A 25,866-nucleotide genomic window follows, 5' to 3' on the forward strand; every position below is an offset into this window, starting at 1 on the left:
TTACGGAGCCTGAGACCTCTCGCTCGACTTAGCAATTATAGGTTTTACCCGGATGGCAAAAGATACGCTGCGCTAACCGCTAACCGCAAAATGAGAGCGTTGTAGGGCTTTAGTCGGGTCTCAAGATTCCATATTTTTCGAGTGAGGCGGCAGCGTCACGCGATGTCGGCTATCGCGATCCGCCTGCCCGGAAGCGGCCGTCCTGGTTTCCTCAGCGTCACGACCTTCGCGAGCGGATAACCAGGCTTCAAAATCTGTCATTTGCAAAGATGAACCAGCGTCCGAAGCTGGGAGGCGAGGGAAGGGGCGTGGCGTAACTTGGGGACCGGTCAGATTAGAGCGTCGTCAACGCGGAGGTAGTATCGCAGATGACTGTCCGTGCTCGCCCCCCGATTGAACGCTGCCGATAGTGAGCGGTCGGGACCGCTCTGGCACGCCACATAGGTACGCACCCCAGCACCGCACGGCGTCGACCTTCGGGGATGTTATCGGCACGGATTGCCTAGAATGATTCGCTTATTCCGCTCGGCATGCTGGCCGCACGGCTCGAACTGCGGCTGCAACTAAATCGTCAATCTGACCCTGAACCGCGCCATCGCGCGTCCAACCGCTCGCGGGGTAAGCCGCTTTAGTGGCAACTAAGGCGACCTTTTACGGGAGGGAACTTTCTAATGATATGGTTGTGTCGTGTTTTGCGCGGCGGTGAGGGGCTTGATCTGATCGGTAAACCGCAGAATCGTCGTCGGGCGCTGTCCGGCCTCAATGGCTAGCAAGACTTCGGTCACGAGCAATTCAGGAAGATTTTCCAACGCCGGATGCCCAGAAAGACGTCCTACGGGGCGTCCGACGGCCGCAGCAGCCACTGCAGACGACAACTCCATGCCCGGAAGGGATATGCTGGCATTCTCACCCGTGATGATGGTCATGCGTCCGTAGCCGTACGGCATCGGCAACAGGACCGTTAGCGATAGGTGACCGTCAACAATACGCACCTCACTAATATCAATCGCATTCGTGTTTGGACCGGCACCCACGAGAGCGAACTGTTCCGGATCTACCTCGTGGTGAAGCAGTATCGCCGCAGAACAAGCACTCATCGTAGTAACCGCTGGGCGATCCGTTGATCGTCGATCCTCAGCCGACACACGCACAGTCACTTGAGCAGGACCGGTTTCATTATTCTCACTCCGCCGCACTGTGTCGATACGGAGGCTATACTGTTGGAATTCTTTAGATTTGGTTGCATTTACGCGGGGACGGGAAGTGCGCAGAACGGATCACGATCGTTAGCAGATTGCACTCGCCTGCTACATCAAATAGTCTTAATAGGAATTTAACCATCAGCGATTGGGCGCGGCCGTACAGGAACATATCAGATCATGGACAAACTTTTAGTAACAACTTTTGCCGAGTCAGGTAAGGTATCAAATTCGGCCGACGAAATGGAAAAGGCTGTTTGGTCCCGAATGGGATTTTTGAACTTTTCGGAACCATTCGTTCATTACTTCGACCTGATGGATAGATATCCAGAATATCAAATTGCCGTCATAGATCGTGATCGTGACTATGTGGTGGCGACCGGCAACCTAATCCCGATGTTTTACGATGATCCTTCCAACTTACCGGACCGTGGCTGGGACTGGGCGCTTCAGTGCGCTGCCGAAACGACCGGCCGCGCACCGAACATGGTGGTGGGGCTCTCCGTCTCCGTACCCGACGCGCATCGTAACCGGGGGTTGGCCCGGATGGTGCTCGGCGCGATGCGCAACCTCGTGGAGAGTAAGGGCCTGGGCTCACCGTACCTTCCGGTGCGGCCGACCATGCTCGAGAGGCATCTCGATATGGATATCGCGGACTACGCGATATTGCGGCGGGAAGATGGTCGGCTCTACGATCCATGGTTGCGGAGTCACGAGCGGGCGGGGGGGCGCATGGTCAGCCTCTGCCGCAAATCCATGATCATTGAGAAGCCGGTCGGTTTTTGGGAGGCGTGGTCGGGCCAGCGTTACGAACGTTCCGGGAATTACCCTATCGCGGGCGGGTTGGCACCCGTTGCGATCGATCTCGAGAGAGGGATGGGCAGCTATGTGGAGCCCAACGTCTGGTATAATTGATCGCAAGCCCTCCGCGGCCCCCATCGCGGTTCGAAAGCTGCGACCATGCAGACGCGATCCGTCTACCGTCATAGACCGGCCAATGTGGACGCGGTGATACCGCACTGCTTTCGAGCATACTGGGTTATGGTGCGGGACGGACGGGGCCTAGAGGCGTCGGGTGAGTGCTAGTCCCGCTGTGCGCGCGAGGATCGGACCCCACAAGGTGGCGGGGGACACCCCGCCGCCGTTGTCGACGCCCGCGTAGCACAGCGAGTTCGTCACGTTGCGGACATAGCCTTCGAGACTCCATCCTGCGTTGCCGGCATACCCCAGTCGCACGTCGCCGCGGGTGCAGACAGGCACGCGCCCAAAGCCCCTGTCGTCGAACGAGCGTCGTGCGCGGCTGGCGTAGGACGTCTCGCCCTGCACGTACAATTCGCCGTTTCGAAACGGCGTATGCACACGTAGGATCGCGCTCCCGGTCAGCGTCGGATTGCCCAGACCACCGCAGTCGGCGAGCGTGCAGCCGCGATCGCCGGTCTTGACCGTACGCGTCCAGGCGCCGCTGAGCGCCAGATCGACATGACGGCCGAACCGCAGCGCAGCCTCCGCCTCGATGCCGGTGCCACGGACCTTGCCGATGTTGATGACCTGCGTACTGCGGAGGACAGGATCGAAGACGTTGGCCTGCAGATCGTCATAGATGTAGCGGAAAGCCGTGATGGCGGCGGTGCCGCGGCCGCCCGGCAGTCGGCCCTTCACGCCCATCTCGACGCTGCGGACCGTTTCCTCACCGTAATCGTCAGGCCCCGTGCCGGCAGGAACGAGGCCGTGGTTATCGAGCGGTCCTGGACCGACGAGGCTGAACGTCCCGAACCCTCCCGCCTTCGTGGCCTTTGTGGCGCTTACGTAGATCGTCCAGTCAGGGTTTGGGGCCCAACGTGCGTAAATGCGCGGCGAGACGCCGTCCCAAGTCTTCGCCGCCCGAACATACCCGTTAGTGTAGTAGGTCGAGAGCCAGACATTTCCCAGCGTGCTCGCGACCTGCGGCACGTCGAGATCGAATCGCTTGTGATCCCACGTGTAGCGAGCACCTGCCCCGATCGTGAGATCCGGGCTCGCCTTCCAATCCACCGCCCCATAGGCCGAAATGCCCCAGTTTGCGGCTTTGGCGCGGTTCACGTCGGTCAGAATGCCGTCCACCCCAGGAACAAAGACTCGGTCGCCGCCATAGATGTCCGCCACCAACTGATCGCAATCCGCATATCCGTAGCCTGGGCCGCAGACGATCTGCTCCGATATGCCGTTGGTGTAGAGGGCCTTCACGCGCTCGCGGTAGGCCGAGAGGCCTGCCGCCCATTGAAGCGGACCTTCGCCCGATGAGACGGCAGTGAACTCCTGACTCATATAATTGCCGTGCTGTCTGACGCCGAACGCATCGATGACTAGGGGGGTGCCGTCATAGTCCTCGACATACCGGTAGCGATGAGCGCGCAGCCCGGTCAGGGAAGCGAGCGCCACTGGGCCTGCATCGTGATCGATCCGTAGAGTCAAAGAGCCGACGCGGCTGTGATCGCGCAGCTTCGATATATCACTGTCGACGTCGCGCCGGCCGCCGCGGATCTCCAGTTGTGGATCCAGTGCGCGTAGCAGGTCGATCACCGCCGTATCATCGACCCTCGCACGGTGCGGCGTGCCGCCCAGATTGCGGTCGTCATATTCGGCCGTCAGCCGCGCCGTGATGCTTTCGCCACGATGAAGCAGAGAGATGCGAGTTGCGGTGACGTCGCGCGATCCCAGTTTCTCCGCATTGGGGAAACTCGCGTTTCGGGACGATCCTTTCTCGGTTTCCCCGTCAACGGCAGCGCGGAGCGCCCAACCATCGCCCAAAGCGAAATTGTAAGCGCCCTGAGCTTCGAAGCGCTCCCTAGTGCCCGCACGAACGGTCACGTAGCCTTCGGTCGCGTTCGGATCGGGCGCCGTGGTAACGATTGCCAGTGCGCCGGAAATCGCGTTGCGACCGAACAAGAAGACCTGCGGTCCCCGTAGCGCCTCCACGCGTTCCAGATCATAAGCTGTCGTAATCGCCGACCCGGTCCGACCTTGGTGAATGCCGTCCCGGAAGATTCCGATCGAGGGGTCCCCGCCAAGCCCGTAGTCGTTCGACACGATGCCGCGAGTGGCAATGCCGTCGACGAAGTTGTTCTCTGCGACGCCAGAGAAACCAGGCGTGTATCGGATTATCGCCTTGGTGTCACTTAGGTCCGCTGCGTCGAAGACCGCGCCGGACATGGAAGTGATCGCCACCGGTACATCGATCTGCCGCTCCGTTCGCCGTTGCGCAGTCACAATGATTTCCCCCGGTTCGTCGGTGTTAATCCTTGACGCGGAAATCTGGGCCGATGAGGTGGTCGAAACCAACCCGATCAACATCGCACCTGCCAATAGTCGCAAGAGCAGGTCTTGAGGAATACGAATAGCTATTTCGCCACGCGCAGCGAGGTTACTGGATCGATGGTAAACCCTTCGGACAGAAGTGCGTTCAATTCTCGTAGATGATCCGTTGCCTTAGCGGCTGAAAACGCTCGTCCGTAGAGCCAACCCTGGAGCTGAAAGCAACCAAGCGCCTCAAGAAACCGCGCCTCGCTGAGATGCTCGACCCCTTCGGCCACGACTTCGATGCCGAGGGCCCGGCCGACGTCGATGACCGCTTTCACCAGGGACGCGGAACGGGGTTGCTGCAGCTTGCCGTCGCAGATGAAGCTGCGATCTATCTTGAGCTTGTCGAACGTGAAGTCCTGGAGATAGCTCAGGCTAGAATAGCCTGTTCCGAAATCATCAAGGCCAATCTTGAAGCCCATGGCCCGAATGGAATCAAAGGTTCGGCCGACATCGGTGGTTAAATTGAGCAGCAGGCCCTCCGTTATTTCGAACATGATGTGTGTCGGATCGGCGCCGCTGATGCGTAGTTCGCGACGTAACGTATCTATCAGGCCGGGGGCGGTGATCTGCAGCGGTGATAGGTTGATCGAGACCCACAGCTCCGGCCATCGCAGCGAGTCCCGGAAGGCCTGCGAGACGATCCAGTTTCCAAGCTCTGGCATCAGTCCCGCTCGCTCGGCAATGGGGATGCATTCTGCGGGCAGCATTGCTCCTGGATCGTCCGCTGGCCAGCGCAGCAACGCTTCCATGCCGCAGACGCGAGCGCCGCGGATATCGACGATGGGCTGGTAGTGGAGTTCGAAGCGCCTGGCTTCGAGCATCTCCTGGATCCGCGTTTCGCGTTCCTTCCGCGTAACGATCTGATCGTGCATGCCGCGGTGATACACGGCGCAACGCGCACGGCCGCCAGCCTTGGCCTCATACAGGCCGATATCAGCGTTGCGTAGCAAGGTGCTGCTCGCGCGACCGTGGCCCGGTGCGATTGCGATGCCGACCGACACGCCGATGCGTGACGACGATCCTGCAAGATCGAAAGGCGCGGCGAACGCGCGCTGTATGCGGTCTCCGAATTCCTCTACCGACAGCCACTTCTCCGCGTGCATCAGGGCGAACTCGTCTCCGCCGAAGCGTGAAACGAGCACGCTGTCGGGAAAACCGTCTCGCAGTCGGATGGCGACGGCTTGGATGAGCAGATCGCCGACCTCGTGACCCCATGTGTCATTGACGGTCTTGAAGTTATCGATGTCGCAAAACGCGATCATGATCGGATGTAAATTGATCACGTCCGGAGCAAGCGATTCTTCGAGACGCTGCAGGAAGAAACGCCGGTTAGGAAGCGAGGACAGCGGATCGAAGTTGGCAAGGAAGCTCGCCTCCCGCTCCTTATCGACGAGCGAGATCGTCATCTTCTGCATTCGGCGGAGCGTTGTGGCCAACAGCAATGCAGCGATGGCGGTGACGACGACGAAGAGCGGCAAGACGTAATGGAGGAGGATCCGACCTGGTCGTCGGGGGACCCATACGAAACGGACGATCGGTCGTCCCTTGTCGTCGGTCAGGATGTAAGTGCCCGCGCTGATAGGTGACGACGTCAAGGGCTCCGCTCGTAGATCGGTGATAAGCAGCGTATCGGCATAGGTTTGAATGTGACGCGTACCGATCTTGACGGCACTGACGATCAGGTATGGCCGGCGGAGCGACACCACACGTTTCGAGACCGGCACGATCGTCATGACCGTCAGGATCACCGCTTCACCGTTCTCGCCAATTATATGCGAGCTCCAACGACCAGGTACATCGCTGCCGACGGAGCCGGCGTACGTCGTGCGATGTGTGTCGATGTTCGCGTCGCGTACGCGGCGACCGTCCTCTTTGCCGCTGCGGATGATCTCAACCAGTTCCGCAAGTTCTCGCTCGTAAGGTTGGAGCGAAGAGGGCGGGAGCTGGCGACTGTCGCCATAGCTGTAGATCGGCTTGTTGTCCGGATCGAGTATCCATACGGCGTCGTGGCCGTTGACCTCGCTAAGATACTCTCCGATTTCGTTGTTCAGCCAGTCGATGTCGATCCGGCGTGCAGCGGTCTTTTCGGCCGCGACGTCCCAGAAAGCGATGCTCTGTATCTCGTTCAGGCCCTCCACCACATCTTGGCTGACGGCATTATCGATGAGCTGCCGCTGGGTGTTCAAGGCGTCGGAATTCATTGATGCCCCGGCGAGTAAGATCGCAAGGATCCCGGCCAGAGCGAGGCCTAACACGGCTATCGCAACCACCGCGATGGGTTTCACGTGAAGATACGTGCTTATGACGGACGAACGCATATTAACCGATGGGCCTTCTCGTCCGCCTTCGCATTCGAAGCTTAGTTCGACAGTGTTTCGACGCCGTTCGAGGACATGGTTATCGAGTAGTTAACAAGCGTGCGGAGCACTACGGAAGATCTGCTGTTACTGGAACTCGCGTTCCCTCAAGCCGCGTGAAGCAGGCCGGCAAAGCGTGGCCCTCGTCACCGCGGCGACATTGTGGACCGCTCAATCGAATCTGAGGTAAAATTCGGCCTTTTGATCAATGGCTCGTAACTTTGGACCGGCGGCATTGTGCCCAGCGCCGACAATCCTGCTCCGTCGGCAGACGATCGACCAAATTTATGTCGAAAATCGAAAGCTGAACAAATGGCAGAACCTGGGTCGCTCTGACCACTAAGCCTCACTTCAGCGGGGAGCGCCAAATCTAGAGCGTGGCCCTTAGCCGGCAAAGCCGCTACCTCGTGGCATCTGCGGCGTGCTCTCCAGAAGTTGCGCAGCGGGGCGTCCGTAGAGAAAACCTTGACCAAGCTGACAGCCTAGTTGCCGTAGGCAGATTGCTTGTGCCTCGGTCTCAATTCCTTCAGCAACGACCACTTTCCCAAGGCCGCGACCCAAACCAATGATGGCGGTCACGATAGCCATCGTTCCGCCGTTGGGTTGATCCATGCCGGATACGAAGGAGCGATCGATCTTAATGCGGTCCACCGTCACTCGGCGAAGATGAACGAGGGAGGCATATCCCGTCCCGAAGTCGTCGAGGGCAATGCATACTCCGGCGTCATGCAGCATCTCTAGGTTTGCAAGGATGCTATCTGCTGCCCGATCGAGCATTACCCCTTCCGTAACCTCGATACAAAGTGACTCTGCGGAAACCCCATAGTGAGCCAGCCGGTCGAGCACCTGCTTGCCCGCATTCGGTCCTGCCAGCTGAGCCGAGGTGAAATTGACGCTAAGCACCCCAATTTGATCAGCGTGCTCGCGCAACTGATACAAAGCAAGTTCCAGAATGTGCTCTTGGATACGCAGCCCGATCCTCTCCGCTACGAGCACATCCGCGAAACGATCCGGCGTCATAAGGCCGTATTGAGGATGATCCCAACGGAGCAGAGCTTCATAACCACAAACGGTTTCAGTAGCGAATGACACGATCGGCTGCATGTACAGCCGAAACTGACCTTGTGTCAGAGCGGCTTCGGCATCGAAAGTAAACCCGGTTTGGAGGTCGCGCAACGCACGATGTAGTGGATCGTAGCGGCAGTATTGCGCCCGGCCGAGGCGCTTGGCGGTGTAAAGTCCGAGATCAGCATTTTGAAACAGTATATCTGTCGCTTTGCCGTCGTCCGGAAAGCGTGCGGAGCCGACACTAAGCGAAATCGTACAATTCTCATCAGTATGGTTCCACGTCTTGCCTTGCAGGGCAGCGATCGTGCTGGCAAGCGCGCTTTCCGCAGACAGATCGCCTGGGCATAGAATAGCAAACTCGTCGCCCCCGACCCGAGCGACGAGAGAGTCCTGCAGCTGGCCGGTCGTAGCCGAAAGCGCCGACGCTACACAACGAAGTAGGGCGTCTCCGCCGGCATGACCCAAATGGTCGTTGGCGGCCTTGAGAAAATCCACGTCGACTAAGAACAAGCTGAATGGCGTGCCGCTGCAAACGAATGCGGTGGCTTTCTTGTGAAAAGCGGAGCGGTTGCCAAGCCCCGTCAGGAAATCAGTCTCCGCCGCGATCCGCAGCGTTTCCGCCTCTGTAATGGCAATCTCGCGACGTCGATGCGCGAGTTCGAGTTCGCCTCGCATCAGGTGAAACCGGTCTGCAATGGCAAGCGACAATATCAGCGCCTCGAACGCGAGTGCCGCAAAAGTCGCCATGTCCACGGCATCGCTTTGGGGTAGGAAACCAAGGTTCCGTGCCAGCCGCGCCAGAAACACGCAGAACACTGGTCCCCAGCCAATCAGATAGAACCAGATCACGCGGCTGCCGCGCCGAACAGCAATGAAGCAAGATCCTGCTATAATCACGCCTGTGGCCGCAATCGCATAATTGAGCAGCCGGTCGGTCAGAACGACAGGAAGCCACATGTCCGCTGCGGCCATCAACCCAAGTATAGCTCCGGCACCTGAAAGCAGGCGACCAGCGGTAACCAGAGGCCGCGGCAAGATGCCTTCTTCGATCACGGCAAAAAAGAACATGTTGCCGGCCGCGACCATCAGGCCAATGAGCACAAAGTCTAGCCGGACGACCAACGGGCCGACAAGACCCGGGATGACAAATGCAGCGACGTTCGTCCATGTCAGCCCATAGGCTAGAGCCACGGTGACCCAAAGGAGGTACCAACGTTGAAACGCGTGGCGTTGCCCCGTATGGATAACCGCGTTGTAGAGCAGCGCCGATAACAGCGTTCCGGCAAACATCCCCATGAGCAGCAACCACGTCGTGTCATTGGCGGATGCCGACGAGCCGGGCGTCGCGACAATCTTCCGCATGAGCGAGATGTCGTCGAGGTGGCGGAATCCAAGGTAAAGACGGTGAACGTCGTGACCGGGCAGCTCGATCGTAAAATTCAGTAAGCCACCGGGCGACCAGTGGTCCCTCAGTTCGGAATGCATCATGGTTTGACGCATTGCGCCACTCTTGCTTGTAACCAACACTGCAATCCGGTCGAATCGGGTCTGATCGACCAACAGCGTCCAATCAGGCGGAAGATTGTGAAGGCGGGAAGCATCCAGACGCAGCCAAAGCCAATCGTCACCGTCTGTCGGCGCGTCGGTGCCGCAGCGGTAGCTCGCAGCGACCACCGCCGCATTCGTGGCCATGTCGGCAAGTTTCGTGGTGCAGGCTGCTTGACGCAAGTCGATACCTGCCGCCGACGCCGTCTGCGGCATTAAGCTTAGAACGAGAACCAGTAGTCCAAGCCATATGCTCGCAGACTTCGATGCCACTCTCGCAGCCCCCACTGCCTATTTGCCCCGAATACCCGCTAGCGCCGATATGCTAACAAGTACTAATCATTTCTTGCGTTGGACGGCACGGCCGCGCCACCTTCGTTCCACGGCGACGATGTGAATGAATAGAATGATGGTTGAGATGTTATAACCGAAGAGGCAGCCATGCGAATTTTCAGTCCAAGGTTTTCGGACTATTCCGACGTGAGCTGCGGGTAGGTTGAACCTGATACGGGAAGGCTAGTCATGCGACGCTTCGCCGATTGTCTGGCACTGTCAGACCAAATGCACCAATCGTTAGGGTAGAGCGGGTAGGCATTGCGGGTGCCTCGCCCTCTCAAACTGAACCGCGCCGGGTCTGCCCCAACGGCATTTGCCGGGTGAGCCAAAAGCGCACTACGTCCAAGGCATATGCACCAAATTGCGCTGGTTCTTAGCTCGCGTGCAGAAAGGTTTTTTGAATGCCGAAAATCTATGACGACGCAAGTAACGTCTCTCGGGAAGGTCCCTCCATCAAGATGGAAGGACCGGATCATCTCGCCGTGAACCTCACGGCCAGGGCCGCGCTGAGAACGGCGGGACGGCTCAATGCGGCGGCACTTGACGCATTGATTGAGGAGGCGGGGCAGGGAGGCGGCTTGCGCGAATCAGCTGGACCTAAAGCGGACGATCCAAACAAGCCCGATTGAGCGAGCTTCGCAGGGCCGTAAGGGCATGCCGACAGTCCCCAATAAACGTTAGCCGCTCTACGAGGCTGTCTGTGCACTTCCGGAAAATGTAGGTCCTCGGAGTTTCTGATGGAGTCGCACATACGGCGGGCTTGCCACGGCACGCATCGAGTCGGAATTGTCAGGAATGCGAAAACGGTTATGTATATTTAGAGTTTCGGAAAGCGAACGGCTCATGGAGAACGCTGATTGCGGCAAACTCGGTTGACGCTATCAAGACGGGGATGACGTCGGGGCGTGATGGTTGTGCCTGTTATCCAAGTGCTGAAAAAGATGTTGACGTTGTCTGCAGCCGGACCAACTCAGATTTCGTAGCCAATTGGGCTGCAAGGTTCAGGTGAGATTTTTTTGCTGCTAGGCATGCTGCATTGGCAGCCATCTCAAGATGCTGTTCCGCCCTGCGGTTATAAGGCTCTGTATCTGTTTCTCGCATTGACCGGTCCTCTAGTCGATGACCAAACGTTTGGGCCCGCCTTAGTTAACGGCCTGTAAAGAATTTCTAAAATTATATTAATATTGATTAGGCTTACCAGACAAATTCCGCCGGTCTTTTATCTGACAGGTAGCGCCACAAGGTGCAATGTGCCTAGGCTGTGATGTCCCTGCTACGCGAGCGTCTGTCGCGAACTTGCTGAGCGTCTTCCTGGCTTTAAAATATATATTGCGGTCAACAAGCAAGCCATCCGGCCCAGCAGCAGATCGTGGACAGGCGAATGCGCAGTTTCTCGCGCCGCGGTCGTGCCGCATCCGCTTCCAACAGCGCTTCGAGCCGCATCTAAAACGGCTCCAATTTTGCCAGCGGCTGTACTTCTCCCCGGTAGTTCGTGTCCGCCTCAGGCGCCCGCCTCGCCCTGTTTACCACCCTGCGTGACAAATGCAGGTCCCGTATTATTCCCTTGATGGCTTTACCCGACGGGTGCCCGCGCCGGATCCTCAATACTGTATCCAATACCAACATCCCGATCTCGCCGTCTGACATTTGCCAAGCAGACAGCCTTAGACCAACGGGAGGACCAGGGGATCAGGGCAAGCAGGTGGTCGAGGCGATGGCACGGACTTCGTCGACCCGCGGCGCGTCCAATACCATTCGCGTGGACAATGGGCCGGAGTTCATCTCGAAGGCTCTAGACCGCTGGGCATACGAGAACGGCGTCACGCTGGACTTCAGCCGACTGGGCAAACCAACCGACAATGCGTTCATAGAGTCTTTCAACGGTCGCCTTCGTGACGAGTGCCTGAACGCACATTGGTTCCTATCCATTGCCGACGCCCGAGCCAAGATCGAGGCCTGGCGACGGGACTATAACGAGAGCCGCCCTCACACATCGCTTGGCTGGATGACGCCGGTCGAATATGCTGCTGCCGCGGCCATCAAAGCGGCCGAATGAACGCCGGAAACTCACTTTCAGATTGGATGAGAAACCGGGGGACCCTCACGGGCATGCTGGGTTCACGCATCGTATCGAGACTCCCGCGCGCTCGCTCTGGCGCGGTGCCGTTGACCGTCATATTGCAGCGGGAGCACCAAGAGCAGGTTATTGCGGGATTGCAACAATGGCCGAGCGCATAACTCGTTTACGAATACCGGCTAGCATGCATTCTCGAACGGTCCGATCGGCAGTGCGCAACGTTCTGCCAGTTCTCACATTGAGCAGCTTGTAGGTGGTGCATGGACAATTTGCTTGGCCACAAACCTTTACCGCGCGCGCGTCGTTACGCCGCCCACGTAAGAGTACAGGTCGGTGGTCCGACCGTGGCTTCGTTCACTTGCTACGCTCGGAACATATCGATGTCTGGCATGCTGATTAATACGCCTCACACGCTTCTTTCTGGTGATGTTGTGACAATCAGCTCGTTCGGTCACCAAGCCAAATTGTGCATTGTGGTCCGGAAGAACGGGCGCGAGGCCGGTCTGCGGTTCGTCGAAGCAATTTCGAGGTCGCAGGCGCGAGCATGGGCCAGCGGGGTGCTTGCTGAGCAATACGTGGAGGCGCTGGGAGGTAGTTTCGCACAGGCCTTTCCCGTTGAAAGAGCGCCGCGCTTCGACGATCTCTTAGACGCCCTTAATCACGCTGAAGGGAAGGGGCAGTCAGACCCGCCCCGTAAAGGTAGCGAGGCCGCACCTCGGCGACGATCGGCGGCGCAGGCGTAACCCTGGCTGGCCTCCCGTAAAAACGGCTTCAGCAGACGAAATCCAATTGCCGCTAACTGGAAGGGCTATTGTCAGTGTAGCGACCGGCATCGATTTCATGCCTCGGGTCAGGACTGGTTGATCATAGCCAGAAGATGACGGCGGCGGCGAGAACCACAGCCGAGAAGAAGACGGTCGGGCATCGGTCGTAGCAGGTGGCGACGCGGCGCAGTCCTTTAGCCGTCCGAACATAATCTAGATACGGCTCCGGCTTCGGTAGCGGCGCTTGTCATATTTGACGGGGGTGATCCGGGATTTTCGGCCTGGATTGCAGGGTGTTATGCCCTTGGCCTGAAGGGCATCCCTGTACCAGTTTGCGTCGTAGCCGCGATCGCCCAGCATCCACCGCGCGGGGGCGTAGATCGTCGAGAAGCGCGGGAGCGCCGGTGTAGTCGCTGACTTGGCGAGCGGTCATGAAGAAACTGAGCGGTCTACCTTTGAGGTGGCCCCTTAAATGACCTCACAGGGCCCCGCTCTTAGCTAAGAGTGAGGCATATGACTGACGGTACGACCAGGCGTTACAACGATGGCGAGGTTCTCTCCGGTGATCAGCGCCGGAGGCGGTGGACACCGGAGGAAAAGGTCCGGATCGTCGAGGAGACGTATCTGCCGGGCATGAGCGTGTCGCTCATCGCCCGCCGGCACGGCATCGGTGGCAATCAGATCTTCACCTGGCGGCGCCTGATGGCGCAGGGTGCGCTGACCGCCGCGACAGCGGGCGAGGAAGTGGGGCCGGCGTCCGAGTACAGTGCGCTCGAGGTGCAGGTGCGTGAACTACACCGGCTGCTCGGCAAGAAGGCCATGGAGAACGAGCTGCTCCGCGAGGCCGTGTCCCGGGCCGCAGGCCCAAAAAAACTGCTTTTGCGCTCGACTTCGTTGCCGCGGGATGGACGGTGAGCGCGGTCGCAGAGGCGGTCGAAATTGCTCGCCCACTCCTGTCCGCAATGCGCCATCGCCCGGCGCCCCGACCATGCGGACGACCGCCGCTGCCGGATGCCGAGCTGGTCGCCGACATCCGCGCGCTCGTCGCCAATCTACCAACCTATGGCTATCGCCGCGTTCATGCTCTGCTGCGCCGGGAGGCTGAAAAGACCGGGCGCGCAGCGCCTAATCCGAAACGCGTCTACCGCGTCATGAAGGTGCACGGGCTGCTGCTGCAGCGGGACGGCGAACGCCGCGAGGAACGACATCACGACGGCCGGGTCGCCGTCGACCTCCGCAACACCCGCTGGTGCTCCGACGGGTTGGAGATCACTTGCGACAATGGTGAGAAGGTGCGTGTCGCCTTCGCGCTCGACTGTTGCGACCGTGAGGCGATGGGCCACGTGGCGACGACGGGCGGCATCACCGCCGAGGACGTCCAGGACCTGATGGTCGCCACGGTCGAGCATCGCTACGGACAGGTGAACCGCGTGCCCGAACCGATCGAGTGGCTCACCGATAACGGCAGCTGCTACACCGCTCGCAACACACGTGCGTTCGCCCGGGGCATCGGGCTGATCCCGCGCACGACCCCGGTCAGCAGTCCTCAATCGAACGGCATGGCTAAGACGTTCGTTCGCACTCTCAAGCGCGATTATCTCCGCGTGAACCCCAGGCCGAATGCGCAGAGCGTCATCGGCCAACTGCCCGGCTGGTTCGCCCATTATAACGAGGTGCATCCGCATAGCGCTTTGCGCTATCGATCCCCACGCGAGTTCATCGCGCAAAACTGCGAGGCTCTGTCAGGCCTTTAGGGGGCAACAACACGGCAGCCAGCCCCTCCATCATGCGGACGAAGACACCCCTTTCGCCCCGCCGCTTGTAGAGCGTCTTATGGTGCCAGACTTCTTGTGCATCGCACCAGCGCAGTCCGTTGCGGTTGACGAAAACGATGCCGCTCAACACCAGCCGATCGTCAACTCGGGGCTTGCCGTGGCTCTTTCGGAGATATGGCTCGCGCCGCGCCATCTGCTCGTCGGTCGACCAGTACAGGTCGCTCATTCGCGGTCTCCTCACGGAGCTTGAATCAGATCGTGCCTCTCAGATCGATGGGTCCTGACCCTAGTTTTTGACCCAGGTGGAGCCTGACGGACTGGACTTTGGTATAGCAGACATGGGCTGCCTGGAAATGGGCTGCATCAGCACAGGCGATATGTAGGAGGTCGTCTGGCCGCGAGACTCGCAAGTTGGTGGGATATCCGCTGAAAGGTGACCAACGCCAGCTTCCTTGGCTTCTGAACGTCCCGCCACTGGCTGGACCGACTGATCCGGCGACAGATCAAACAATAAACCCAGCAGTGGCTTCCCGCTGCTGGGTGTTATCGTATTCCGTCTAAATGTGCTATATGGTAGACCCTTAGAATTGTAGACCATCAGGCGCGGCCGTTGTATCTTCAGTGCCATAATAGTAGTAGATTACGCCGTTGATCGTGCTGAAACCCAAGTATTCTAGACCGTCGATGCCGGTAAAGTTGACTTGCCCGCCTGGTCCAGTGGTCGGGTCACTAGGCATCGATCCGCCTGCACCCGAAGTGTCAAGAACGTCATTTCCGCCAAACGTAACAACGCCGTTGCCATTCTTGTCAAAAAGCACGCTAGTGGTAACGAACAGATCGTCCGCACCAAAATCGGTGACGGTGTCGCTGCCGAGGTTAAGACCCAGACCATTGTCGTGCAACAGCACCAAAGCACCACCGCTCATGCTAATCAAATCATTGCTGACTTCACCTTCAATCACATTCGCCTCACCGAAAGCGGCAAACATATTGAACAGCGTGCTGGCGCTGGCATAGACATGCTGGCCGGCTTCGTTGCTCTTGGTACCAAGATAGCGAATCGTGGTAATGTCTGCATCGCCGTTGACGAGCTGGAACTGGTCCGCACCGGCGCGACGATCACCTCCACCATAACGGTCGACATCAAGCACACCGTTGGGGCCAAAGGCGATTAAGCCGTCGTCATTGCCGTCAAAAATCTTGCGGCCCGTAATGAGTGAATCATCGCTGCCGAAGTTTAGGAAATCATCATCGCCACTTAAGCCGGTTTCCACAACAAAAGCAGTTGCACCTCCACTACCATCATAGGAATCATCGGTATTATTAGCGAAAACTGTCACGTCTACTGCCGTCGATATCAGGACGCTATTATCTCTGAATGCCATTACGACCTCCCATTGAGCCAAAACAATCGATATTGTTCCCGGACATACTGGGGCTACGCCGGCGAATCGAATATAATCTGATTAACGTTTCGTCAACCATATTATAGTTCAATAGACATTATCGCCTCTGCAGTTGCGTAGAAGCGTAATTTTCTACTACTATATCTTTTCGTTTATTGCCGTGTGGGCATAGCGACAGCGGCCGAACAACGTCCGGCAGCTCATAAAGCTAGTCGTAAAAAGTAGTTGGAGCGTCCAGGCACTTGCCGCGCTGAATCACGACCCGGTAGAGGGTCAGCAAATCACCGAAATGACGTAAAGGTCGTTGTTCACCCCAGTAATCACGCGGCTTGGAGCAGATAGTAGGGAACACAATTCTATAAAGGACGCAACCGCAGAATGCGAGTTTTTACGTGTCCTAAAATGCTTTTGTTTTGGACCTCAAACTCCTCGCGGTCGATTAAAGCAGAGCCAGATAGCTTAGGTGGTTTATCCGACGGTCTGATGGTGCAATCCTATCGTTGGAACGGAAAGAAGCCGTCTTCACAGTGATCGCAGACGGCGAAGCCTTCACGACCTACGTCAATCGCGTCCCCGTGCCCGATCTTTCACCCGGCAACGTCGTGATCATGGACAACCGGTCCAAACATAAGGCTGGGCGCTTCAGTTGCGTGACGGGGGTGATACAATGGACGCGTCATAAAGTTCCTTCTCGGGTGCCGTGTATATCTGCATTCTGTCGCTCCTTGAGTTTGGCATCGCGACTAAACGGCAGAAAGGCTCTGTCAGACCAACGTGGCAGGCGGGGCGGGGGGATGATACCGGAACGGGATGAGCCGAAAATCGAGGGCACTGCCGCCTAGCCCGTTCCGCCGTTTTAATTCGTCGCCGGAGGTGATCCGGCTCGTGGTCATGATGTACGTGCGCTTCCCGCTGTCGCTGCGCAACGTCGAGGACCTGCTGTCCGAGCGCGGTATCGACGTCTGTCACGAGACGGTGCGCATGTGGTGGAACAGGTTCGGCCCGATGTTCGCCGGCGATATCCGCCGGCAGCGGGTAAGCGCGATGCGGGGCTTCCGCCACTGGCGCTGGCACCTCGACGAGATGTACGTGAAGCTGAACGGCGAGATGGTGTACCTTTGGCGAGCGGTCGATCATGAGGGCGAGATCCTCGAGAGCTACATCACCAAAACCAGGGACAAGGACGCAGCGCTCACCTTCATGAAGAAGGCGCTGAAGCGTCACGGTAGGCCCGAGACGATCACAACTGACGGACTTCGCTCGTACGGTGCGGCGATGAAGGAACTGGGCAATACCGATAAGCAGGAGGTTGGACGCTGGGCCAACAACCGGGTCGAGAACAGCCACCTGTCGTTCCGACGACGGGAGCGCGCGATGTTGCGTTTCAGGCGAATGAAGACCCTGCAGAAGTTCGCCTCGGTCCATGCCAACGTCCACAACCACTTCAATCTCGAGCGCCACCTCGTCGACCGCCAGACCTACAAGGAACGACGCTCCGCCGCCCTGGCGGAGTGGCAGATCCTCGCGAGCTAGGCCGCTGTGCTCAAAGACTGAACTGCATCATGTGGAGAGCGGTTCGCGTTAGACTGACAGCACCTCGGGTTCGCGTGTGCCGGCAGCTCGTCGCCGAGCAGCGTATCTGCATCCGCGACAATTCTCCCCTTGGCCGAACCATGCCCTCCACCGACCTGAAAAACCGGGTTTCCCGCGCGTCCACCAAACCAGCCGATCAGACCGGCACCCAGGACGACGACCGGGAACGGAACGGAGAAGAAGAAGATCAGCACGAACGCGGTCGCGGCCAGCGTGCGCATGACACTATTCTTGAGCGCCCTGCCGCCGATCCGCGCGACCGCCTGGAGAACGATCGCGAGGACCGCCGCCTTCAGGCCGAAGAAGATCGCCGACACGATGCCGAGCCGTCCATAGAGGATGTAAATCCAGCTCAACGCCATGATCGACAGCAGGCCGGGCAGGATGAAGAGACCGCCCGCGATGATCCCGCCGCGCGTGCGATGCATCAGCCAGCCGATATACGTGGCGAGCTGCTGCGCTTCAGGCCCCGGCAGCAGCATGCAGTAATTGAGGGCGTGCAGGAAACGATGCTCGCCGATCCACCGTTTCTCCTCGACCAGCACCTGGTGCATCATCGCGATCTGCCCGGCAGGTCCACCGAACGAGAGCGATGCGATGCGTAGCCAGACCCAGAAGGCGGCGCCGAGCGTCACCGGCGCGGGCCGTTCGAGCGGCACAGAGCCCGTGGATTGCGAGGAGATGGCCATTATACGCGCTCCTTCGATCGGGCAGGGACATGCGAGGTCCAGTTGTGCGTCTCGCCGGTGGCATCGCGGCACCATCGGTACAGCGCATCATAGATTAGCATCCCGGCGTCGAGTTGTTCGAGATCGTCGGCGTACATGCGCGACAGGCCCAGTGACACCGCGAGCAGTCCCGCGGCTTCGGGCGCTGCTTCCAGGTGGCCGGTATCCGCTCCGCGCACGATCGTCGCCAGCCGGGTCAGAGCATCCGATCCGCCAAGGCCGAAAGCATCGACCATGACGTCGAACGTGCAGCGCTCACCATCGTGAGTCCACCGCACGCCGTCGCCTTCGACGTCAAACGGTGTTGCCCCCATCCGCTTGGCGACCGCCAGCACTTCGGGCGCAGCGACGAACAGGAACATGGCGGTGGGATCGACGAAGCGTCGGATCAGCCAGGGACAGGCAATGCGGTCGACCTTGGGGCGCGCGCGCGTAACCCAGAGCGTGCGGCCCGCCGCATCGCGCAGCGGCACCGCGTCTTGGTCGACGACAGGAAGCCCAGCCTTGGCCCAGGCGCGTGAACCTCCTGCCAGGTAGTCGGCATCAACCCCGGCCTGCCGCAACCAGGCGGCAGCGCCTTGGCTATTTGCGCCGCCATCCTCGCAGACGACAATGACGGATTGGCCGACGAACCCACCTGCCCAGTCAGGCATAGTGGCGAAGGGCCGACGTAGAACGCCGGGAATGGTATGCTGGACCGTATCCAGTCCCAAATCGATGACGACAGGGCCGTTCGGCGTTCCAACGATACGAACAAGCTTGTCCACGGTGATGGCATTTAGCGCAGGCATGATGCGTCCTCAGGTAGATAGGGACGCGATACTCCAGCCTGTCGCCTCGTGGGGAGATCGCAGTCCCCATGGCGCTAAAAGCCATCGAAGTGTGCGCCATGTCAAGGCGGGAACATCACGGCCAGCAATTCGCGTTTCTCGATCTATTCCGGTAGGCGAGATGGCCCCGACCAGCTTCTTTGGTGGATCGATCTTCGAGGATCTGATCGATCTCGTTGCGGGTGTTGGCTCACGAACTCGTCGAATTTCTAAGCGATCGGCCGATCAGGGAGAAGAATGCGCGGCTGGCGTCGCTGACCGCGGCATCCCATTCGGGATGCCATTGAACGGCGATGACGTCGCCGCCGCAAGGCCGTGCGGAAAATGCCTCGATCAGGCCATCGTCGATCGCTACCGCCTCCACGCTCAGGCCGGTACCAAGTCGGTCGACGCCCTGGCGATGCACCGACGTCACCGTGACGCTCGACCGCGCCATTGCCGTTTCGAGCAACCCGCCGGTCTGCAAGGCGACATCGTGGACATGATCGAACAGCGTTTCATACGCCGTTGCGTCGCCGGTCTGGCGGTGGTGCCCCGCTTCGGCATCGGTCAGTGTACCACCGAACAGAACGTTCAGTTCCTGCAGTCCGCGACAGATGCCGAAGACCGGTTGGCCCGCCTCGATCATCCGCGCGGCAAGATCGAACGCCACGGTATCGCGGTCGAGATCCAGCGTATCGGCCGCCACGTCGACCCCGCCGTAGCGGTCGCCAGCCACGTTGGACCGGGATCCGGTAAGCAACAGGCCATCGAGCCGTGTCGCCAGCGACCGGGCGTCCAGCGCGTTCGCAACCGCCGGCACCAGCAGCACGGTCGCGTCCGCATACTGCACGAGGGGATCGATGAAGCGGGTGGCGACCGCCTGGATCGGACGATCGGCGACTTCGTTGCAGCACACCACGCCGATCACCGGGCGTGCGGGTTCTGCATCGCGACGGCTGTTATCACGACACGAGGGAAAGAAACGCGTCACGCGGTTCGCCCGCGCAACGTTTCGTGCAACTGGGTGGCGGCGTCGCCTTTCAGGATCACCGCGGTCGGTTGCGCCACGACGCTGTCGGGCGGCACGTCCTCCAGCAGCCAGACATTGCCGCCGATCGTCGCGCCGCGACCGATCGTCACCCGCCCCAGGATGGTGGCCCCGGCATAGATCACCATGTCGTCCTCGACGATCGGATGGCGGGCCAAGCGCTCGCGCACCGACATGTCCGTCACGCCGAGAGGGCTGCGCGCGCCGAGCGTCACATGCTGGTAGATCTGGACCCGGTCGCCGATGATCGCGGTCTCGCCGATCACCACGCCGGTGCCGTGGTCGATGAACACGCCTCGCCCGATCGTGGCGCCGGGGTGGATGTCGATGCCGGTGCGCGTGTTGGCGAGTTCGGAGACGATTCTAGCGACGATCGGCGCGCCGAGATTATAGAGCGCATGCGCGATACGGTGATGGAGCATCGCGACGATACCGGGATAGCAGATGAGGATCTCGTCCGCGCTGCGTGCCGCGGGATCGCCGAGAAACGCGGCGCGGACATCGGCGTCGGCCATCTCGCGGATGGCCCCAAGTTCTGCGACGAAGACACGGACGATCATCGCCGGCTGGCTGGGGTCGAATGCGTGCGCCGACTCCTCCTGCCAATAGGCAAGTTCGCTCGCCACCTGTCGCTGCAGGATCGTCAGGGCGCGACGAAGTGCTGAGGCGACGAAGGCGTCTTCCCCCGCGCCATCCCCCGCATAGCCACCGAGCCGACCGGGAAACAGCGCGACGACGAGATCGCCGACCGCGCGCTCGACCTCTATGCGCGACGGGAAGTGCGCGACGTTGTGGCGTCCGCCATCCTCGCGTCGCCAAGCGTCGCGTGCGGCGCGCAGGTCCGCGATGGCGTCGTCGAGATCGGGCACTTGCTGATGCGGCGCTGTCATCGCAGGTCCGGATAGCCGAAGCGGATCGCGGTACGTTCCAGCGCGCGGATCGGGGCAAGCGCGTCGGAGTTCGCGGGGACGATACCCGCTAGCCCGAGCATGGCGCGATCGTCCGCGAGACGAGAGTCCGTCATGACCTGCTGCAAGGCCAGCCGAAGCGCTGCAATCGTCTCGATGCTCGTGGCCGCGGACGTCACGAACGGCAGCGTCGGCGAGGCGGGGCTGCGCGCGACGATTCTGAGCGGGGCGGCCAGATCGGGTTCGTGACGCACCAGCGTGGCATAGGTGACGGCGTCGATCGCGGCGATATCCGCGTCTCCGGCGGCGACCGCCGCGACGCTGGCGCGGTGCGATCCGGTCTGCACCACGCTGGCGAAGAAGACATTCGTCTCGGCGATCGGCGCCAGCGTCACGCGAAACAGGTTCATGCCCGTGTTCGACTGCGGATCGTTGATCGCGGCGCGGGTGTCGCGGTAGTCGACCAGCGATCTACGCCCATCGTTCGCGCGCGCCACCAGCACGCTGGCGTGCGTCGCGTCGCTACTCGTCGACCCCGGCACGTCGTAGATCGGCAAGGCGATGACGTGCAGAGCAAGGCTATCGTCGGCGATGAGCGGATAGCCGCAAGCCTGCCCGAACAGCAGGTTCGGGTCCCGCCAGAGGTCATGGACGTGGCGCGCCCGGTCGAGGACATCGGGCACGCCTTCGACCCCGCGGGTGCGCAGGATACGGACGATCGCGGACCAGATCCGATCGTTCGATCCCTGTTGCGCCGGATGATCGTACATCCCGAGCGACGCGACCAGCCGCGTCACGCGGAGCGCGTCCGGTGATCGGGATGGAGCATGTCGTCGTGCGATCGAAACGCGAACCGGCGCAGGATCTCGCGATAGCCGCGATACACCGGCGCGCCTTGCGCCACGAACCGGTCCCGGTGGCTGCGGTGATAGGACGGCAGGCGATACCAGGCGAGCCGTGGCCGTTCGTGGTGGGCGGCATGGAGATTATTGTTGAGATACAGCAATGCGAACAGGCCACCGCGCTCGACGATGGCGGCGCGTCCGGGGCTCGCCAGGTCTGCGCGATGCTCCGCGTAGGACCGCAGCATCGTCAGCGCGGTGCCCGGATAGACGAAGGCCAGCAGATAGGTGGCAAGGTTCAGTCCGACATGATCCAGCCACCACAACAGCGCCGCCACGCCGATCAGATGCGGTGTCCAGTCTCGCGCGACGGCAGCAGGACTGCGGACCGCACGTCGCGCCTCGCCGATCAGGAATCGGCCGATGGACAGCGCCGGGCCGAAGATCATCTGGCCGACCAGCGTCGATTGCAGCGAAGCGGCGAGGGCGCCGCGTCGGGATAGACGGTAACGCGATTCGGGATCGTGCCGGGGGTCGGTGATCACCTTGGCGCCATGATGCGCGAGATGGCTTCGGCGATACAGCCGGTACGGCAGCCAGAGCGACAAGGGGGCAAAGCCGATCGCGCCGTCGATCCAGCCGATCCCGGTCGGATGGCCGTGGATCGTCTCGTGTTGCAGCGATCCCTGCCAGGCGACTAGCCATCCGCCGAGGACGATCAGCACGGGAAGCGGAACCTGCGCGTGAAACGCGGTAAGCGCGATCCAGCCAGCGTAGATCAGGACGGCGACCGTGAGCGTGGGCCATTCGATAACGGGCATCCTCGCGACGAGATTTCGCATATCCACCTCCTTTGCTGCTGCCAACATCCCCTCGATCGATGGGAATTGAAAGCAAGCAAAGGTGCGCCGCTGGGATAGGTTTGCTTCGTCACGGCGATTTACGACAGGGCGCTCGCATCGCCCGACGTTCGGCCAGTCTAACTTGACGGCCGCCATGCAGCTAGGCGTCTCCGATCGCTTGGATGATGCGGTACGCGGCACCGACGTCGCGCTCGACCACTGCGGACGTGAAGCGTTCGATGATGGCGCGCAGGCGGTTGGTCGGCGCCGTTGCCGCGTTCAGGAGCGGGCCATCGATGAGGCGACTGCCCCATTCCACGCCGAGGCGCTGCGCTTCGTCATCGGCGCCGACGACGATCGACGGGAAGGGCAGGCCGATTTTCGGTGCCGCAAAATGACCGTGATGCGAGCCTGCGCCTTCGGGGGCGATCAACAGGGCGCCAGCAACGTTCGCGGTATAGGCTTTCGGCGACAGTCGCGCCCACCATGCGGCGGCCGCGCAGGCACTCCCCTGCGCCAGGAGCATGACGGCACGATCCGACGCCGATACGGCGGCATCGATCCGCGCCGCCAGCGCCGTTCGCTCGGCCGCGGTACGGCTGCGAACAGCGATATGCTGAGCATCGCCAAACCGCGGAAACTCCCGGAACCGCTCGAATATGGAGACGGCCTTGTCGGGGACGAGCGCGATAAGCGTCAGCCGATGGCTATCCAGGACAGCAACAGACACAATCCGGTCTCCCATTCCGTGAACGCACAAGCTGCCGTCTTCCGGTTAGCGGCGCAATGTGGCTGTTCAGATACGCGCCAGACCGTTCTATCCCGGGTCTCGGCTGAGATCGGGGCGATTAGATTTCACGCGATATGTCACCACGTCCTGCAAAGCGGCGCGTTCCCCATTCCGACTCAGCGAGGTCCGTCGACTTGGAAAGGCCTTTCCGGGTGCATGAAGAACGACAGGCCTGCGCCGACCAGGAGTAGCGCCAGCGAGGCGCAGAACGGGATCGACCAGCTTCCCGTGAGATCTACCGCCACGCCGAACACCAGCGGAGAGAGGATACCGGCGATCCCGAAGCCGAAGTTCATCATGCCGCTGGCGGTGCCGGCATATTGCGGCGCGATGTCCATCGGGACGGCCCAGATCGGCGCAACCACAAGCTCGGAGAAGAAGAACGCGAGCGACAGGCATATCGCGACCGTCGTCAGGTCGTGGGTGAGGACCACGAGCACGAGAAACACGAAGGCGCCGACCATTCCGACGATGATCAGGTTGCGCCGCGCCGCCTGCAGGCTGCCGGTCTTGCGGTAGATATAATCGCTGGCCGCTCCACCGACCCAGTCGCCGATCACGCCACCCAACAGCACGCCGCCCGAGAACAGCGCCGAGTGCTTCAGGTCGAGCCCGAAATTCTTGAAGAAGAACGACGGGAGCCACGTCAGGAACACCCACAATGTCCAGCCATAGCAGAAATCGACGGCGGTGACGGGCGCGATCCGCCGCGCGAGCCGCCACCACGGGACGGGAGGCGTGGTGGCAGCCTGTTGCGCGGCCGGGGCCAGTGCGGCGCGTTCCTCGTCGGACATGCCGGGGTGTCGTTCCGGGTTCTCTCGCGCGACCACCAGCCACAGGATCACCCAGACCGCGCTCGCAAGGCCTAGCACCACGAACGCCCCCCGCCAGGACACGAGCGCCATCAACCCGACCAGCAGCGGCGGGGTCAGCGCATTGCCGAGCCGCGCGGCGGCGTGCGTGATCCCTTGCGCAAAGCCCCAGCGCGCCGGTGGCAGCCATGTCGCCATGGCGCGCGTCGCGGCGGGGAAGGCGAACCCTTCGCCGATGCCGAGCGCGAGACGCAGTGCGAACAGCGATGCCATCCCGCCGATCAGACCGGTCAACACCGTCGCCACGCAAACGATCGCACCGCAGATCAGCAGCATGCGTCGCGGCCCGAAACGGTCGATGACCCGACCGCCGAAAAGCTGGATCAGGGCATACGGATAGGAAAAGGCGGAGATCGCCAAGCCGAACTGGGTGTTGCTAATGCCCAGTTCGGCGGTCATCCGCGGGCCAACCGTCGCCAGATTCACTCGGTCGATGTAAAGCACCAGATACATCAGGCAGAGTACCGCGAGGATGCGGTTCGGGATGCTCATCCACCGTGGGACGTGACGAGCGACCGCCTCGGTCCGGCTCAGGCCATGGCCCGTCATGCAGGTCGGCCCGTCCCCTTGATCTGCGTCCTGTGCATCACGCGCCGTGCGGCAGGATCGAACGCATCACGCCGGTGCATCGTGCAGCGATTGTCCCACAGCACCAGGTCACCCTTGCGCCAGTGATGACTCCATCCAAACCGGTCGCCGTCGACATGATCCCAAAGCTCGTCGAGCAACGCTTCGGACTCGGCCAGATCCAGACCATCGATATAGGCATTTCGCCGGCGGCCGAGATACAGTGCGGGGCGCCCGGTTTCGGGATGGGTGTAGACCAACGGGTGCAGACTGCCCGGCGCTTCGCGCGGATCGTCGCTCGGCGTGACGCCCTGGCGCAGGAAACCACCGCTATTGTAGGTGCCGTCGTGCTTGACACGGCGTCCGGCGATGCGAGCCTTCAAGTCATCGGGCAGCGCCTCGTACACGGCGTACATATCGATAAAGCTCGTATTGCCCCCAGTCGGCGGCACTTCCAGCGCATAGAGCGCGCTCGCCTGGGGCGGGACTTCGACATAGGACATGTCGGTGTGCCAGACCGCCTCGCCATTGCCGAGGCTGCCGATCGGGACGCCGCCCTCGACCACGTTCGAGACGACATAGAGTTCGGGTAGTCCCTCGACGAAACGGCGGCCGGTCTCCTGGATGGGCGCAAGATCGAGGTCGCCGAACCGGCGGCTGAAGGCGATCAGGTCCGCGTCCGACAGCGATTGGTCGCGGACGAGCAGGACAAGATTGTCGAGCGAAGCCTGCTGCAGCTCGGCGAACTGTTGATCGTCTAGCGTCCGAAGATCGATACCCCGAACCTCCGCGCCTACGCCCTTTCCCGTTTCGACAATTTCAAGGCCAACTCGACTCGCCAGAAGATCGCCCATCATCCGTACTCCATAATCGCACGTTCGCAGTCGACGAGGATCGACCGCCGCATGACGGTTTTAACGATCGACCGCTAACGTGGGCCGCAAAGCATTTGTTTGGGCCGGTCAACCGGGGCATATTTGTGTGCGGCAACTGCCGAA

The 25,866-nt window shown here is 60.7% G+C and carries 18 protein-coding genes and 4 pseudogenes; 6 read left to right on the top strand and 16 right to left on the bottom strand.

Annotated features, from left to right (window positions below):
* Nucleotides 1-668: 668 nt before the first annotated feature.
* On the bottom strand, nucleotides 669-926 hold the full coding sequence (locus tag U1737_RS09210; protein ID WP_332796543.1) for a hypothetical protein: 258 nt from the start codon (nucleotides 924-926) through the stop codon (nucleotides 669-671).
* A gap of 453 nt (nucleotides 927-1,379) precedes the next feature.
* Between U1737_RS09210 and U1737_RS09215 the strand changes: the two genes are divergently transcribed.
* A complete protein-coding gene (locus U1737_RS09215) occupies nucleotides 1,380-2,114 on the top strand; it encodes a hypothetical protein (RefSeq protein ID WP_332796544.1) in 735 nt (244 codons plus the stop codon).
* A 147-nt stretch (nucleotides 2,115-2,261) separates the two neighbouring features.
* Here the strand turns inward: U1737_RS09215 and U1737_RS09220 are convergent, their stop codons facing one another.
* The 3 genes from U1737_RS09220 to U1737_RS09230 form a co-directional block, all read right to left on the bottom strand.
* Nucleotides 2,262-4,529 (bottom strand): TonB-dependent receptor, encoded by a 2,268-nt coding sequence (locus U1737_RS09220; protein WP_332796545.1) that lies wholly within the window; start codon nucleotides 4,527-4,529, stop codon nucleotides 2,262-2,264.
* A 47-nt stretch (nucleotides 4,530-4,576) separates the two neighbouring features.
* Nucleotides 4,577-6,823 (bottom strand): putative bifunctional diguanylate cyclase/phosphodiesterase, encoded by a 2,247-nt coding sequence (locus U1737_RS09225; RefSeq protein WP_332796546.1) that lies wholly within the window; start codon nucleotides 6,821-6,823, stop codon nucleotides 4,577-4,579.
* 456 nt (nucleotides 6,824-7,279) lie between these two features.
* Nucleotides 7,280-9,781, bottom strand: a complete 2,502-nt coding sequence (locus tag U1737_RS09230) for a putative bifunctional diguanylate cyclase/phosphodiesterase (RefSeq protein WP_332796547.1) — start codon at nucleotides 9,779-9,781, stop codon at nucleotides 7,280-7,282.
* Nucleotides 9,782-10,245: 464 nt separating this feature from the next.
* Between U1737_RS09230 and U1737_RS09235 the strand changes: the two genes are divergently transcribed.
* From U1737_RS09235 to U1737_RS20705, 3 genes and pseudogenes are all read left to right on the top strand, one after another.
* Entirely contained in the window at nucleotides 10,246-10,473 is a 228-nt protein-coding gene (locus tag U1737_RS09235) for a hypothetical protein (protein ID WP_332796548.1), read from the top strand.
* A gap of 1,061 nt (nucleotides 10,474-11,534) precedes the next feature.
* Nucleotides 11,535-11,900 (top strand): annotated as a pseudogene (locus U1737_RS09240) (integrase core domain-containing protein); the annotation flags it as partial.
* 281 nt (nucleotides 11,901-12,181) lie between these two features.
* Nucleotides 12,182-12,664, top strand: a complete 483-nt coding sequence (locus tag U1737_RS20705) for a PilZ domain-containing protein (protein WP_443027107.1) — start codon at nucleotides 12,182-12,184, stop codon at nucleotides 12,662-12,664.
* A gap of 121 nt (nucleotides 12,665-12,785) precedes the next feature.
* Here the strand turns inward: U1737_RS20705 and U1737_RS09245 are convergent.
* Nucleotides 12,786-13,142: pseudogene (locus U1737_RS09245) on the bottom strand (transposase); the annotation flags it as partial.
* 56 nt (nucleotides 13,143-13,198) lie between these two features.
* Between U1737_RS09245 and U1737_RS09250 the strand changes: the two are divergent.
* Nucleotides 13,199-14,439 (top strand): IS3 family transposase gene (locus tag U1737_RS09250; protein ID WP_443027108.1). Its coding sequence is split into 2 segments (ribosomal slippage): nucleotides 13,199-13,547 and nucleotides 13,547-14,439, totalling 1,242 coding nucleotides; the frame shifts between segments, so codons are not numbered across the junction.
* 13 nt (nucleotides 14,440-14,452) lie between these two features.
* Here U1737_RS09250 and U1737_RS09255 read toward each other — a convergent pair.
* A pseudogene (locus tag U1737_RS09255) lies at nucleotides 14,453-14,686 on the bottom strand (transposase); the annotation flags it as partial.
* Nucleotides 14,687-15,041: 355 nt separating this feature from the next.
* A complete protein-coding gene (locus U1737_RS09260) occupies nucleotides 15,042-15,845 on the bottom strand; it encodes a hypothetical protein (protein WP_332796550.1) in 804 nt (267 codons plus the stop codon).
* 831 nt (nucleotides 15,846-16,676) lie between these two features.
* Here U1737_RS09260 and U1737_RS09270 point away from each other — a divergent pair.
* The gene (locus U1737_RS09270) at nucleotides 16,677-17,399 is read left to right on the top strand and encodes an IS6 family transposase (protein ID WP_332796551.1); all 723 of its coding nucleotides are present in this window, start codon (nucleotides 16,677-16,679) and stop codon (nucleotides 17,397-17,399) included.
* Between the two features lie 65 nt (nucleotides 17,400-17,464).
* Here U1737_RS09270 and U1737_RS09275 read toward each other — a convergent pair.
* The 9 genes and pseudogenes from U1737_RS09275 to U1737_RS09315 all read right to left on the bottom strand — a co-directional run.
* Nucleotides 17,465-18,148: pseudogene (locus tag U1737_RS09275) on the bottom strand (chromate transporter); the annotation flags it as partial.
* Entirely contained in the window at nucleotides 18,148-18,978 is an 831-nt protein-coding gene (locus tag U1737_RS09280; RefSeq protein ID WP_332796552.1) for a chromate resistance protein ChrB domain-containing protein, read from the bottom strand. The pseudogene U1737_RS09275 and the gene U1737_RS09280, both read right to left, overlap by 1 nt.
* A gap of 229 nt (nucleotides 18,979-19,207) precedes the next feature.
* Nucleotides 19,208-19,990 carry a gamma-glutamyl-gamma-aminobutyrate hydrolase family protein gene (locus U1737_RS09285; RefSeq protein ID WP_332796553.1) on the bottom strand — a complete coding sequence of 261 codons (783 nt, stop codon included), beginning with the start codon at nucleotides 19,988-19,990 and terminating at the stop codon, nucleotides 19,208-19,210.
* A complete protein-coding gene (gene epsC, locus U1737_RS09290) occupies nucleotides 19,987-20,937 on the bottom strand; it encodes a serine O-acetyltransferase EpsC (RefSeq protein ID WP_332796554.1) in 951 nt (316 codons plus the stop codon). The genes U1737_RS09285 and epsC overlap by 4 nt, the downstream gene beginning before the upstream one ends.
* Entirely contained in the window at nucleotides 20,934-21,752 is an 819-nt protein-coding gene (locus tag U1737_RS09295) for a phosphate/phosphite/phosphonate ABC transporter substrate-binding protein (protein ID WP_332796555.1), read from the bottom strand. The genes epsC and U1737_RS09295 overlap by 4 nt, the downstream gene beginning before the upstream one ends.
* Nucleotides 21,749-22,639 carry a fatty acid desaturase gene (locus tag U1737_RS09300; protein ID WP_332796556.1) on the bottom strand — a complete coding sequence of 297 codons (891 nt, stop codon included), beginning with the start codon at nucleotides 22,637-22,639 and terminating at the stop codon, nucleotides 21,749-21,751. Before U1737_RS09300 ends, U1737_RS09295 begins: the two co-directional genes overlap by 4 nt.
* A 160-nt stretch (nucleotides 22,640-22,799) precedes the next feature.
* Nucleotides 22,800-23,369: an alpha/beta hydrolase gene (locus U1737_RS09305; RefSeq protein WP_332796557.1), complete on the bottom strand. Its 570-nt coding sequence runs from the start codon at nucleotides 23,367-23,369 to the stop codon at nucleotides 22,800-22,802.
* Between the two features lie 176 nt (nucleotides 23,370-23,545).
* On the bottom strand, nucleotides 23,546-24,850 hold the full coding sequence (locus tag U1737_RS09310; RefSeq protein WP_332796558.1) for an MFS transporter: 1,305 nt from the start codon (nucleotides 24,848-24,850) through the stop codon (nucleotides 23,546-23,548).
* Nucleotides 24,847-25,725 carry a TauD/TfdA dioxygenase family protein gene (locus U1737_RS09315; RefSeq protein ID WP_332796559.1) on the bottom strand — a complete coding sequence of 293 codons (879 nt, stop codon included), beginning with the start codon at nucleotides 25,723-25,725 and terminating at the stop codon, nucleotides 24,847-24,849. The genes U1737_RS09310 and U1737_RS09315 overlap by 4 nt, the downstream gene beginning before the upstream one ends.
* Between the last annotated feature and the right edge of the window lie 141 nt (nucleotides 25,726-25,866).

Source organism: Sphingomonas fucosidasi, assembly GCF_036663855.1.
GTDB lineage: Bacteria > Pseudomonadota > Alphaproteobacteria > Sphingomonadales > Sphingomonadaceae > Sphingomonas > Sphingomonas faeni_B.